The sequence below is a fragment of the Komagataeibacter diospyri genome (genome assembly GCF_006538165.1).
GTDB classification, from domain to species: domain Bacteria; phylum Pseudomonadota; class Alphaproteobacteria; order Acetobacterales; family Acetobacteraceae; genus Komagataeibacter; species Komagataeibacter diospyri.
In genome coordinates, this window is sequence record NZ_BDLU01000093.1 from 1 (window position 1) to 12,351 (window position 12,351).

Annotated in this window: 16 protein-coding genes; 11 read left to right on the forward strand and 5 right to left on the reverse strand. The window is 59.7% G+C overall.

Going from position 1 to position 12,351, the window contains the following annotated elements; all coding sequences use genetic code 11:
- The 7 genes from MSKU9_RS17530 to MSKU9_RS17560 all read left to right on the forward strand — a co-directional run.
- The coding region (locus MSKU9_RS17530) for a DUF2840 domain-containing protein (protein WP_141262628.1) at positions 1 to 282 on the forward strand (282 nt) is incomplete at its 5' end.
- Complete coding sequence (locus MSKU9_RS17535) at positions 279 to 815, forward strand: S26 family signal peptidase (protein ID WP_141262629.1); 537 nt, start codon at positions 279 to 281, stop codon at positions 813 to 815. The genes MSKU9_RS17530 and MSKU9_RS17535, both read left to right, overlap by 4 nt.
- 7 nt (positions 816 to 822) lie before the next feature.
- A complete protein-coding gene (locus MSKU9_RS17540; RefSeq protein ID WP_141262630.1) occupies positions 823 to 1,161 on the forward strand; it encodes a DUF736 domain-containing protein in 339 nt (112 codons plus the stop codon).
- Complete coding sequence (locus MSKU9_RS17545; RefSeq protein ID WP_141262631.1) at positions 1,148 to 1,849, forward strand: lytic transglycosylase domain-containing protein; 702 nt, start codon at positions 1,148 to 1,150, stop codon at positions 1,847 to 1,849. The genes MSKU9_RS17540 and MSKU9_RS17545 overlap by 14 nt, the downstream gene beginning before the upstream one ends.
- A gap of 246 nt (positions 1,850 to 2,095) precedes the next feature.
- The gene (locus MSKU9_RS17550) at positions 2,096 to 3,850 is read left to right on the forward strand and encodes a relaxase/mobilization nuclease domain-containing protein (protein WP_141262632.1); all 1,755 of its coding nucleotides are present in this window, start codon (positions 2,096 to 2,098) and stop codon (positions 3,848 to 3,850) included.
- A gap of 89 nt (positions 3,851 to 3,939) precedes the next feature.
- The gene (locus tag MSKU9_RS17555; protein ID WP_141262633.1) at positions 3,940 to 4,212 is read left to right on the forward strand and encodes a type II toxin-antitoxin system ParD family antitoxin; all 273 of its coding nucleotides are present in this window, start codon (positions 3,940 to 3,942) and stop codon (positions 4,210 to 4,212) included.
- Positions 4,209 to 4,502 carry a type II toxin-antitoxin system RelE/ParE family toxin gene (locus MSKU9_RS17560; protein WP_141262634.1) on the forward strand — a complete coding sequence of 98 codons (294 nt, stop codon included), beginning with the start codon at positions 4,209 to 4,211 and terminating at the stop codon, positions 4,500 to 4,502. Before MSKU9_RS17555 ends, MSKU9_RS17560 begins: the two co-directional genes overlap by 4 nt.
- A 90-nt stretch (positions 4,503 to 4,592) precedes the next feature.
- On the opposite strand, the gene MSKU9_RS17975 is transcribed toward MSKU9_RS17560, so the two are convergent.
- Positions 4,593 to 4,913: a hypothetical protein gene (locus tag MSKU9_RS17975; protein ID WP_154670689.1), complete on the reverse strand. Its 321-nt coding sequence runs from the start codon at positions 4,911 to 4,913 to the stop codon at positions 4,593 to 4,595.
- Between MSKU9_RS17975 and MSKU9_RS17570 the strand changes: the two genes are divergently transcribed.
- Together MSKU9_RS17570 and MSKU9_RS17575 are read left to right on the forward strand one after the other, a co-directional pair.
- Positions 4,912 to 6,894: a conjugal transfer protein TraG gene (locus tag MSKU9_RS17570; protein WP_141262635.1), complete on the forward strand. Its 1,983-nt coding sequence runs from the start codon at positions 4,912 to 4,914 to the stop codon at positions 6,892 to 6,894. The genes MSKU9_RS17975 and MSKU9_RS17570 overlap by 2 nt on opposite strands.
- A gap of 5 nt (positions 6,895 to 6,899) precedes the next feature.
- Positions 6,900 to 7,325, forward strand: coding sequence for a CopG family transcriptional regulator (locus MSKU9_RS17575; protein ID WP_141262636.1), 426 nt, complete (start codon positions 6,900 to 6,902; stop codon positions 7,323 to 7,325).
- A gap of 28 nt (positions 7,326 to 7,353) precedes the next feature.
- Here the strand turns inward: MSKU9_RS17575 and MSKU9_RS17580 are convergent, their stop codons facing one another.
- Entirely contained in the window at positions 7,354 to 8,244 is an 891-nt protein-coding gene (locus tag MSKU9_RS17580) for a hypothetical protein (RefSeq protein WP_227002596.1), read from the reverse strand.
- Between the two features lie 12 nt (positions 8,245 to 8,256).
- Positions 8,257 to 9,585, reverse strand: a complete 1,329-nt coding sequence (locus tag MSKU9_RS17585) for a D-serine ammonia-lyase (protein WP_141262637.1) — start codon at positions 9,583 to 9,585, stop codon at positions 8,257 to 8,259.
- Positions 9,586 to 9,688: 103 nt separating this feature from the next.
- On the opposite strand from MSKU9_RS17585, the gene MSKU9_RS17590 reads away from it, so the two are divergent.
- A complete protein-coding gene (locus MSKU9_RS17590) occupies positions 9,689 to 10,648 on the forward strand; it encodes a LysR substrate-binding domain-containing protein (protein WP_141262638.1) in 960 nt (319 codons plus the stop codon).
- A gap of 177 nt (positions 10,649 to 10,825) precedes the next feature.
- Here MSKU9_RS17590 and MSKU9_RS17595 read toward each other — a convergent pair whose 3' ends face one another.
- Positions 10,826 to 11,638, reverse strand: a complete 813-nt coding sequence (locus MSKU9_RS17595; RefSeq protein ID WP_141262639.1) for an AraC family transcriptional regulator — start codon at positions 11,636 to 11,638, stop codon at positions 10,826 to 10,828.
- A gap of 93 nt (positions 11,639 to 11,731) precedes the next feature.
- On the opposite strand from MSKU9_RS17595, the gene MSKU9_RS17600 reads away from it, so the two are divergent.
- Positions 11,732 to 12,127 carry a nuclear transport factor 2 family protein gene (locus MSKU9_RS17600; protein ID WP_141262640.1) on the forward strand — a complete coding sequence of 132 codons (396 nt, stop codon included), beginning with the start codon at positions 11,732 to 11,734 and terminating at the stop codon, positions 12,125 to 12,127.
- Positions 12,128 to 12,156: 29 nt separating this feature from the next.
- Here MSKU9_RS17600 and MSKU9_RS18690 read toward each other — a convergent pair.
- Positions 12,157 to 12,351 (reverse strand): hypothetical protein (locus tag MSKU9_RS18690; protein ID WP_227002594.1); only part of this gene is annotated, 195 nt, incomplete at its 5' end.

The window sequence follows — 12,351 nt, forward strand, 5'->3', positions numbered from 1 at the left end:
TCCTGCATTGACATCGTGCGCGTCACCCGTTCCGGCGAGCCCTATCAGACGGTGCCGTTCGTGCGCCCTGGTGGCGAGAGCCTGCTTCGCCAGAGCGGCTGGCCGAAGGTTCGCCTGGCGCTGGAAGCGATCGATCGTATCGAAGCCATCGGCATCGACCCCGTTGATGTGGCACCCGAGCATTGGCGGCATCTGCACAACCGGATGCTTTCCGGGCAGGCGTCACGTCCCTACACACGCGACCGTCACCACGCCTGGCTGCGCCGGAGGGCGGTGTCATGACGCGCTTCGGCTGGTTCTTCACCACCTATTTCGCAGTGCTAGGTATCGGCACGTCAGTGGCGATCCATCCAGCGCCCCGCCTGATCTGGAATGCCACCGCCAGCACGCCGATTGGACTCTACCGGCTGCAATCGGCGCGCTCATTGCATGTCGGCGACCTGATCGCGATCCGCCCGCCCACCGACATCGCCGGAACGCTGGCGCGCGGTGGTTATCTGCCGCTCGGTGTGCCGTTGCTTAAGCCGGTCGCGGCACTACCAGGGCAATTGGTCTGCCGGATCGGCGCTGCTGTCACCGTCGATGGCACGGTGCTCGGCAATGCGCTGGCCCGCGATCATCGCGGCCGTCCGCTGCCGGTGTGGCAGGGCTGTCGGCATGTCCTGCCCGGCCAGATTTTCGTCATGAATCCGGCGGTCCCGACCAGTCTCGACGGTCGCTATTTCGGCGTCCTGCCGGTCGATACCGTGCTCGGCCGCGCCCAGCCGCTGTGGCTCGCGCCGTCACCGATTTCTCCCAACCTCAAGCAGAAATGAGGCTGACATGGCTCAGATCGGAACTTTCACGCGCACTTCTGACGGCTTCGCCGGTCGCCTGCGCACGCTCGCCCTCGACGTCGAACTGACGATCGTGCCGGCGACATCGTCGGACGCCGAGCATGCGCCTGACTATCGCGTCCATCTCGGCGATGCGGATATGGGACTGGAGGTCGGTGCGGGGTGGAAACGCACCGGTGAGAAGGCGGGCACCTACCTCTCGCTGGTTCTCGACGACCCCATGCTGGCGCAGCCGATCCGCGCCAACCTGTTCCAGTCCGACCGTCAGGGACGCGCCTTTCATCTGGTCTGGAACCGTCCGGTGAAGCGTGATGACCGGCGGTAGGAAGGTTCGCGATCTTGTCGCGAACGCGCTGGTTGCAGTGCTGGTTTCCGTGTCACCCGTTCGCATGGCGGAGGCTGATCCGTACGCCGACATGATCGCGGAGGCAGCTAGGCGTGCGCAGATTCCGGCCTCGTGGATTGCTGCCGTCCTGCACGCGGAAAGCATAGGCGATGCGCATGCCGTGTCGTCGGCGGGTGCGATGGGGCTCATGCAGGTGATGCCCGGCACATGGGCCAGCCTGCGCACGTCTCTCGGGCTCGGCGACAATCCGTTCGACCCGCATGACAACATTCTGGCGGGAGCGACCTATCTGCGCTGGATGCGGGATCGCTATGGCGAAGCTGGCTTTCTTGCCGCCTATAACGCCGGTCCCGCGCGCTATGACGAACATCTGGCGACCGGCCGACCGCTGCCTGCCGAGACGCGGAACTACGTTGCATCGGTCAGCGCGCGGCTGGCTCTGCCGATTGCCGATGACATCGCTATCGGTGCTTCGGAGACACCATCCTGGCAGGGCTCTTCCCTCTTTCCGGCGTCATTCCTGCGCGCAGAAAATGCCCCTCGGCATGGCGAGAGCGCGCACAATCCGGTGCATGCCGACGACGCCCGCCCGAGCGACTGGACGGTGCTTGCGCCGCAATCGGCTGGGCTGTTCATCGCGTCAGGGCAGGGGGAGGCGCGTCGATGACCCCCATTCTGGTTCATCGGGCGCTGGCGGGCTGTGGGTGCCTCGGGGATGGGGTGCCGGGGGGAGACAGGCAACGGACAGAAGGACGGCAAGGTAAAAGCAGCGCCCGTCCGGGGCTGCATGTGGTTGGTTTGATTGGGGAATTTGGCCTCTCGCCATCAGCCGCCCGCGGCTCTTCGTCCATTTTCTACAATCTTTTCAACGATCCGGGCGCCGTCAGGCGCACATCGAAGCGGAGAGCGGGCCATGGCGACGCGCGATGACAGCCTGACTGTCCGGCCCGGACGCATCCAGCATGGCAATCAGGGCGCACGACCGAAATCCTTCGTCGGCGAGGTCATGCGTGCCGCGAAGAGGGCCGGTCATATTGGCACCCGCTTCGGCGCGAAGTCCAGGGGAGGCGGCGGTGGTTCCCGCTTCGGACGCGGCCGACGCGCGGTACTCTCCATGCGGCTGCGCAGCAATGCCCGTCGGGTCGTGCTCAAGGCGCGGGTGGTCCGCCAGCAGGGCACGCGCTTCCGTTCCGCGCCGCTCGCCCGGCACATCGCCTATCTCAGACGCGAGGGCGTCACCCGCGACGGTGCCAGGGCCCATCTGTTCGATGCCGGGTGTGATGAGGCGGACAGCAAGGCCTTCGCGGAACGCTGCGAAGACGACCGCCACCATTTCCGCTTCATCGTCTCGCCCGAGGACGCGGCACGGATGGAGGATCTGCGGGGCTTTGCGCGCGAACTGATGCAGGACATGGAGCGCGATCTGGGCACCAAGCTGGACTGGGTCGGGGTGGATCACTGGAACACCGACAATCCGCACGTCCATATCCTGGTGCGTGGGGCGGCCGATGATGGCAAGGATCTGGTGATCAGCCGCGCCTATATCAGCCAGGGGCTGCGCGACCGCGCCGCGGAGCGGGTGACGCTGGAGCTTGGCCCGCGCAGTGAGCAGGAAATCCGCACCGCCCTGGAGACCGAAATCGGCGCCGACCGCTGGACCAGCCTCGATCGCGCGTTGCAGGATCTCAGCGACGAGGGTGGTGGCGTCGTCGATCTGCGGCCGGGCGCGGGTGCAGAGGATCCGGAACTGCGCCGCCTGCTGGTCGGCCGGGCGACCAAGCTGGAAGGGTTTGGTCTGGCCGAGCGCGTGGGCGTCGCACGTTGGACCCTCAAGCCGGGGCTGGAGACCACGCTGCGCGATCTCTCCATCCGGGGCGACATCATCAGGACCATGCACCGCGCCATGTCCGGCGGCGGGGCGGAGCCCGATGTCGCGGGTTTCGCAATCCATGGCGAGACGCTGGCCGATCCCGTTCTCGGTCGGCTGGTTGAGCGCGGGCTCGACGACGAGTTGAAGGGTTCCGGCTACGTGGTGATCGCCGGCACCGATGGCCGCACGCATCATGTCCGGTTCCTGGACCTGGACCTGACCGGCGATGCCAGGACCGGTGCGATCGTCGAAACCCGGAACTGGGGGGACGCGAAGGGCATGCAACGCCTGTCACTGGCGACGCGCTCGGATTTCACGCTGGCCGAGCAGGTGACGGCTCCGGGGGCAACCTGGCTCGATCGGCAGATGCTCGCCAAGGATCCGGCACTGGCCAATGCCGGTTTCGGCACGGAGGTCCGCGAGGCGATGGTGCGGCGGATCGATCATCTGGCATCCGAGGGGCTGGCCCGGCGGCAGGGCGAACGCGTGGTGTTCGCCCCCGACCTGATCGGCACCCTGCGCCAGCGCGATCTCGATCAGGCGGAGGCCAGGCTGGCGGCGCAGACCGGATTGGAGCACCGGCCCGCGAAGGAGGGTGAGATCGTCTCGGGGGTCTATCGCCAGCGGGTCAACCTGTCCTCCGGCCGCTTCGCGATGGTGGATGATGGGCTGGGCTTCCAGCTTGTGCCGTGGCGGCCAGCGCTAGAGCAGAAGCTTGGACGGCAGGTTTCCGGCACGCTGTCGCCGGGCGGAGCGGTGGACTGGAATTTCGGTCGCAAGCGCGGGCTTGGGATTTGACGTTGTGCAGCCTGCCTGCGGATTTTGGGCTGACAAAGCGGCTGCTTCATAAGTATGATGAAGTATGCTCGCCTGAAAGGAGCCGCTTCATGTCCACGATCGAACGTATGACCATCACCGTGCCGTCCGAGATGGCGGCGATCCTGCGCCAGTCCGTCGACGGTGGCGAATACGCCTCGACCAGCGAGGTGGTGCGCGAGGCATTGCGCGAATGGATGCGTCGTCGTGATACCGACCGTCGCGATCTTGATGCCCTGCGGGAGGCAATCCGGCTTGGTGATGAAAGCGGGTCGAGCATCCCGGCCGAAACCGTCTTCGCCGAATTGCGCGACGTGATCGCTCGCCGTCGCGTGCAGGGATGAAACGGCTCGGCTTCGCTCCGGCCGCACGTGCCGACCTCCTGGAAATCGCGCTCTATATTGCCGAGGACAATCCCGAGCGGGCCATGAGCTTCGTTGCCGAACTGGAAGCGAAGGCCGGCGTTGCCGCTGAACATCCAGCGAGCTTTCCGGCGCGCGATGAGATCAGCCCCGGATTGAGGGTCGTTGTTCACGGCCGCTATTTGCTGTTCTTCCGTGAACTGGTCGATGAGGTACGCATCGTCCGCGTGCTTCATGGCGCACGGGATTTGCCACAGGTATTTGACTCGTAAAGTCAGGGCCTCCCGTGAGATCGCGTGCAGCGGTCGTCAATGACGATGAACTTCGATGCCATCACGACGATCAGAGTGTGGGTGCGATTATCAGGTGGAAGCATCTTTACCGTACCGGGTTCTTCTCCACATGCGACGACAAGGCAATCGGAGTTTCCCAGCATGACAAGGCGAAATAAGGCGCCGTCGATCCATTATCCAGCCAATCATCAAGACTAGCGGACGCTTGTCGGATTGCTGGAACAGGGCGAGCGAAGCGGCGTCAGCAAGCGCACGATTCTCGATATTCTTGCCGCCGTGAAGGTCGTCCGGAAACCGTCCGTTTATTATCCGCTCCCGTCCGGCGGCCCGAAGCGCTTCAATTAGGCCTTGAATATCGGGAAATCGAGCCGTCTGGTCGGTTCCTGTCATGAACCACACCAAGATCCTCTGGGGATCGGTGTGCGCCGTCAGCACCGTGATCCTCGCCTTTATCTGGATTGCCACCCAGTGGACCGCCTGGCGGCTCGGCTTCCAGCCGCAACTTGGCGCGCCGTGGGTCACGCTGCTCGGCTGGCCGGTTTATTACCCGCCGGAGTTCTTCTGGTGGTGGTTCGCCTATGACGCCTACGCACCGGACGTCTTCACCACCGGCGGTTACATCGCGGGGTCGGGAGGGATTGTCGCGGTCATCGTCGCAATCACCATGTCCGTCTGGCGCGCCCGTGAGAAGAAGCGCGCCACCACTTATGGCTCAGCGCATTGGGCTGATCCCCGCGAGATCCGTCGGGCTGGGCTGCTCGCCCCCGATGGGGTGGTGCTGGGCCGCTCGGTCGACGCCTATCTCCGTCATGACGGGCCGGAGCATGTGCTGTGCTTCGCGCCGACCCGATCGGGCAAGGGTGTCGGCCTGGTGGTGCCGACCTTACTGACCTGGCCGGGCTCCGCCATCGTCCATGACATCAAGGGAGAGAACTGGACGCTGACCGCCGGCTGGCGCTCGCGTTTCGGTCGGGTGCTGCTGTTCGATCCGACCAACCTTGCCAGCGCCGCCTACAATCCGTTGCTGGAGGTACGGCGCGGCGAGCGCGAAGTCCGGGACGTGCAGAACATTGCCGACGTGCTGGTCGATCCCGAGGGTGCTCTGGAGAAGAGGAACCACTGGGAGAAGACCAGCCACGCCCTGCTGGTCGGTACCATCCTGCATGTCCTCTACGCCGAGGAAGACAAGACCCTCGCCGGGGTGGCCAATTTCCTCTCCGACCCCAAACGGGCGATCGAGACGACGCTGCGCGCCATGATGACCACGTCCCATCTCGGGGCGAAGGGTGTGCATCCGGTGGTCGCCAGCTCGGCGCGGGAACTGCTCAACAAGAGCGACAATGAGCGCTCGGGCGTGCTGTCCACGGCCATGTCGTTCCTCGGTCTCTATCGCGACCCGGTGGTGGCGCATGTGACCCGTCGCTGCGACTGGCGGATCCGCGACCTTGTCGCCGGCAGCCATCCGGCGACGCTGTATCTGGTGGTGCCGCCCTCGGACATCAGCCGCACCAAGCCGCTGGTCCGCCTGGTGCTCAATCAGATCGGCCGCCGGCTGACCGAGGAACTGGAGGCGAAGTGGCGGCATCGCCTGCTGCTGATGCTCGATGAGTTCCCGGCCCTGGGACGGCTGGATTTCTTCGAGAGTGCATTGGCCTTCATGGCGGGCTATGGGATCAAGAGCTTCCTGATTGGCCAGAGCCTGAACCAGATCGAGAAAGCCTACGGGCAGAACAACAGCATTCTGGACAACTGCCATGTCCGGGTGAGTTTCGCGACCAACGACGAACGGACCGCCAAGCGGGTGTCCGATGCGCTCGGCACTGCGACCGAGATCCGGGATGCGAAAAACTATGCCGGGCACCGGCTGTCGCCATGGCTCGGGCATCTGATGGTGACGCGCCACGAAACCGCACGGCCGCTGCTGACGCCCGGGGAGATCATGCAGCTTCCCCCGGACGAGGAACTGGTGCTGGTTTCTGGCTGCCCGCCGGTCCGGGCGCGCAAGGCGCGGTATTTCGAGGATGCCGAATTGACCGAGCGCATCCTCCCGCCACCCCGGTTCGAGCCACCGCCATCTCCTGAAGGAACGCCGCCCATCGGACCGCAGCCGCAAGGGGACTGGGCTGATGTGGTTCAGCCGCCGCCTGCCGACAATGCAGATGATGATCCCGCCAATGCCGGCATCCGCCGTGAGCCGGAGCTGCCGGAACAGGAAGAGGTGGTGCAGGCACCGAGGAAGCCGGTGCATGAATTTGATCCGCCGGAGGATGAACCCGAGGACGATGCGAAGCGGGCACAGACTTTGCGGCGCGGTGAGCGGAGTCTCGCGCGTCAGGTTTCGCTCGATCCTGGCGATCGGATGGGGCTGTGACTGCCATGCGGATCAAGCATACGATCCGGCTACCGGCTGATCTTAGCGCAAAATTAGCCGATTACGCTGCTCGCAAGAAGGTGCCGCAGGCGCTGATCGTGGAGACGGCCTTGGCATCGTTCCTGTCGCCGGATGGACCCGAACGGCTTGAGGCGGCGTTGGCCCGGCGACTGGACCGGATGACGCGGCAGTTGGAACGAACGGAACGACGGGTAACGATTTCGAATGAATCGCTGGCGGTGTTCGTTCGCTTCTGGCTGACCAGCACACCCCCTCTGCCGGATGCGGCCCTTGCTGCGGCACAGAGCAAGGGGCGGGAGCGTTATGACGGGTTTATCGAGGCTGTCGGGCGTAGGCTCGCACGCGGAACGACACTGGAGGATGAGGTGAGGCTGGATCGGGAACCAATCGTTGACGGTTCCAACATCTGACCCAATGAAACGTCTCGTAGATTTTGGTCTAATCGTTGCCGTAATCAGGCTCGTATTCCATTTCGCGCTCCTGCCGGTCTTCATGGATATAACCAATGCCGGAGGCATCGATTTCGTCATTTCCCATGAGCGTCAGATCACATGTTGGGCAGCGGAATTCCTCACCGACGAATTCGCGGTCGACGATTTCCCAGATCGCGTGTTCGTCGCGCTCTTCGCTGATGTCTTCGCCGATTTGCTCGCCGGCCATAAAAGCGCGGCATTTGCAAGCGGGACAGCTCTTCATCCAGATCTCGTCGTAACGATTCTTGAAAACTCCGGCTTGGTGCTGCGGCTCACGTAGTTCAGCCTCAGCGGTTAGCCGCTCTCGCTCGGCTTTTTTTAGTCCATCGAACTGCACTCTGGCGGCTTCAACACGTAATTTGACTGCAGCCACTAGAGCATTGGCAGCTTCATCGAGCAATTGACGGGGTGCCTTTGCATCGGCTGCGCCGAGCCATTGCTCAAGGGACGACCCCATCTGGTGAAGGATCGTGTCGCCGGCATGCCAATAGCGCGCCTCCCAAGCGTCGAGACGCATAGCTCGAAATGGAAGGTCGGCCGAGTGCAATTCGGCGTTTCGACGCTCGGCGATGTCTTGGCAGAATTTTTGTAACGTCTTGTCAAACCGAGGAACGAGGTGCATGAGTCGTTCGAACAGGGTCTTGGCGGTGATCGTCTTTACGTCGGTTGTCACGTTGATGCTGGCGGCGACGAACATCGATGGATGGACTGGTATAATAATCGACGCCTGCTGGCACCAATCGGCTACAGGCCCCCCGCCGAAGCCGAACGCGCCTTCCATGCAGATCAGAGCAGACTTGATATCGCAGCCTGAGCGCTGAACAAATCGCTCTCCGGTAAAACCGGGGCAGTTCACTCGCTGCAACCGTCATGTTCTGGCTATGAGTCCTGATCGTAACGATCTTATCTTCATCTCAGCCGTATTCCTGTAATGAATGCGCTGAAGTTCCGGAACAAGAGAACCTCCTGTTGTCCAGATAACATGTGTCGCGTGATCTGGAACGATCTGATGTCTCCTAAGATATTCTCGCCCTGCTTCGGTTTCATTAAGCCACATTGGCCCGCGCAGCCCGGCCGCTGCAGATGGCTCCGGTAAAAATCCCAGATGTTTCTCTACAAGAGCCATATTCTCATATAATTCGTCATCGGAAACCGTAAATACGCCTGCCAGCATTTCCTGAATGCGATGCGCGACAAACAACGACGCCTGTCCGACGGCAAGTCCGTCGGCTTCCGTTTTGTTATCCAATCCGATTTCCGCAACGGAAACTGGCCCTGTTTGTCCAGAACATAACTGGAGCAGCATGCAAGGTGATGCGACCGGTTCGGCAAAAAAGCAGTGTACGTCTGGACCAAAAATTGCTTTCAGCCCGACCGTAATACCTCCAGGTGCACCGCCTACCCCGCACGGTAGATAAACCAGCAACGGCGTCTGGCTGTCCACCTTGCGACCGACCGCATGCAATTGCATTTTCAGTTCCAGTGCTGCGGTTGCATAGCCGTAAAATAAAAGGGCGGATGCTTCATCGTCAACAAAGTAATCGGACTCTTTCATGAGCGAACGCGCCGTCGCAACCGCTGCGGAATAGTCCCCCTGATGTTCAACGACAGCCACGCCCCGCGCCAGAAGGCGATCTTTCTTCCATTGCCTGGCATCGGCAGACATATGGACTTCCGATCTGAACCCGAGGGCAGCCGACAGGGTGCCGATGGCAAGGCCCAGATTTCCAGTGCTACCTACGAGGATCTTATGTGCGGAAAAGAGTCCTCTGGCTGCCTCTTCTGCCAGACAACGCCTGTCAGATGTGGGATTGATGATGCCATGGTCAAGTGCGAGTTTTTCGGCATAGGCGAGAACCTCGTGAAATCCCCCCCGTGCCTTGATCGAACCCGCGACTGGAAGCAGATCATCACGCTTGATGAACCACGCACCTGGTGCGGTTACAGGCGAACATGCGGCCAGTTTCCCCGCATTGGTCAGGGGAGACTCAATCCGACCACCTGTCGGCCCCAATTCGTTGAAGACCGCTGCCAGAAGCGGTTCACACCGCTTGAAGCGCGCGCCTGCATCAGCGATTCCAGCTAATATGGATTGATCAGGGCGGCAGTTGGGAAACAGCCGCTCATTCAGCCAGAGACAACGACTTTTCGTGCGCAAACAATCTATAATATGGCTATAATCTTTGCTATTCGTCATTTCACGCGGCCTGAATGATGCGGTTCTGGGACGACGTATAGCGCGTCGTGGCATCACGTGGGAACGATATATTCTAATTGATGCATTAGTGGAGCTAATGGATATGCCTCTGCCCTCAACATCCGTTATGGGAGCGCTTCGCAGCTTTCATGTCGTCGCAACGAAGCTCTCCTTTACGAGGGCAGCCGCCGATCTGTGCGTAACCCAGGGGGCGGTCAGTCAACAGATCAGGCGGCTTGAACAGCATCTTGGCCTCAGATTGTTCATACGCTCCGCGCGCACCCTAACATTAACAGCAAAAGGAGAGGCATTGCACCAAGTCATGACACGTGTGTTCTCGGATACTGAGGCTATTCTTGAAGAACTACAGACACCCGATGCTCCTCTGCAGATAAGTTGCTCGCCTTCGTTTGCCCTGCATTGGCTGACGCCCCGTCTGGCAGATTTTAACGCCCAGTATCCCCATGTCCCGGTTCGACTTGTTGCAGAGTTTCAGGATCTGGATTGTGAGGAACTTGCGCGAGGCCGTATTGATATCGCCATTCGTTATGATCCAAAAAAATACAATGATGTGGTGGCGGAAGACCTGCTTGATGAGTTTATCATTCCTGTATCGACACCATCATTTGCAGAAAAAGCGCAACCACTGGAAATAAGAAGTGTCCACCTTCTACACGATAACGAACCGTGGACAGGTGCCCCTGAATATTGTGAATGGAATGACTGGATAAAAGAAAACATGGACGATTACAAATGCACGATTGGGGGATCGCAGTTTAACCTGTCCAGTCTTGCGCTGGGATCTGCCCTGAAAAATCAGGGTGTGGCTATGGGTAGAATGGCCCAGGTGTATGACGACATTCTTTCTGGAAGACTTGTTTTCCCATTTGGGAAAGCGATACCTGCAAGAGCACGTTATGTCCTGATCTGCCGTGATGCTGCAGACAGAAGAGTAAATGTTTTCACGAATTGGTTAAGAACTGAATGTGCCCATTTTCGGCGACAGCGAGACAACATGTTGAAATCCCTGCCAACAAAAGTCTGTTCATTGAAAAACAGATGATTGCCCGCCCGGCAGGGATACCAGCACGCGTAAGACAAAATCAAAAACTTACCCGCACCGTGGAAGAAAAATACCCACGTAGAGGTCTTCAGAAATTAGTTACCAAATGACTGACATGAGCCTGTAGTGGTCCGGTTACTGAATGCCTATCAACGACGAAGATTGCCAGCTTCATGTTTACATTGGGTCGGTTGCTCCAGCGCGGCAGCGTTGTGCATAAGCACTTGGGCTATATCCGGTGTTTTTTCTAAAAGCCGCTGCAAAAGCGCCCAGACTTTCGTAACCGACTGCGGCGGCGACATCGGTCACACGCTCGCGTCGCGCCAGCCTCTCCTGCGCATTAAGAATACGCAGGCGCTGCCGCCAGGCTGAAAACTGCATGCCCGTATCAGCGGTAAAATGCCGAATGAATGACCGCAAAGACATTCCTGCCATATCCGCCCACTCCTGCTGTCCTCGCGGATCAGCGGGAGTGGCACTCAGGGCCTCTGCGACCCGTTTTAGCCGGGCATCTTCGGGAAAAGGCAGTGAAACAGAATGATGCGGAATGGACAGGAATTCATCCCAGAAGCTTTCGGCCAACCTTGTAAGGCTGTCCTGCCATACTGCTTCTTTGGTATTTTGCGACAGACGTTCAAGCTGAGCCATCAATAACCGTGTGCAGTCTATCAGAAAAGGCTTGTGTGAAACTGAATAATACCTCTCAGCAGTAATATACAGACTCCAGCCTGTGATAGCACCGTGGGAGCGTGCCTCATGAACAAAGCCAGGAGGCAGCCAAAGGAGCTGTCCCGGCCCGATCAGCCAGTAAGAACTTTGGGTCATCACGGCCATAACACCGCTTTCCACTACGAATATCTGCCCTCTTTCGTGAACATGCAGGTCCGTGGTCCGGCGGTTCGTCTGTCTTACGGGACTTCCAGATAGCCAGGGAAGACCACATGACGGAGGAGGATCTTCTAATAAAAAGTAAAACGATTTGGCGTGCATGAGTCGCATTATGGCCTACGGTCGGCAGAATGCCAAAAGTATCTCCTTTACAATCTTCTGGTCCACTCAATTCACAAGATTAAAGGGGATTCCATGTCTTCCACACACCACGAGCAGATCATCAGGGAAATGTTCACCACATTCACGGACTTTGGTTCAACTCCGGATAAGCTGCTGGATTTCATGACACCGGACTATCGGCAATTTGTCGATGGATGTGAAATGACGTTGGGTGACTTCCTGGCCCACACACATGCTTTACGCAACACTCTTCGTGCGTTGAAAATAGATATTCAGCATGTCGTATGTGAAGACGATAAAGCTGCCACCGTTCACGTGGCTCGTGCAACACGTCGCTCCGGCAAGCAAAGTCTAATCAAGGTCGTTGCTTTTTATCAGTTTCGAAAAGGGCGCATCTGTCTTGTAGATGAACTGACGCATCTCCTGAAAGGGAGTGAGAAAGACCAGGTGCTTGGGGCACTACAATGAGAGAACCCATTCAATTCGAGCAGATGTTCTCATTTCAGATATGGAGTGTCTGCTTTCGGAAAACGCAAACGAACTGCTGAACGACCGCAATGAAGGCGAATGCCGCCAGTCTGCTTTATTCTCTGTAAACCAGACTGGCGGCTTCGGGGAAGAACGAACCCGCTGCGCGGGAATGGTGTAGCGTGGCTGTCTGTCACCACGGCGTGAGAGAGGTGTTTTATTTG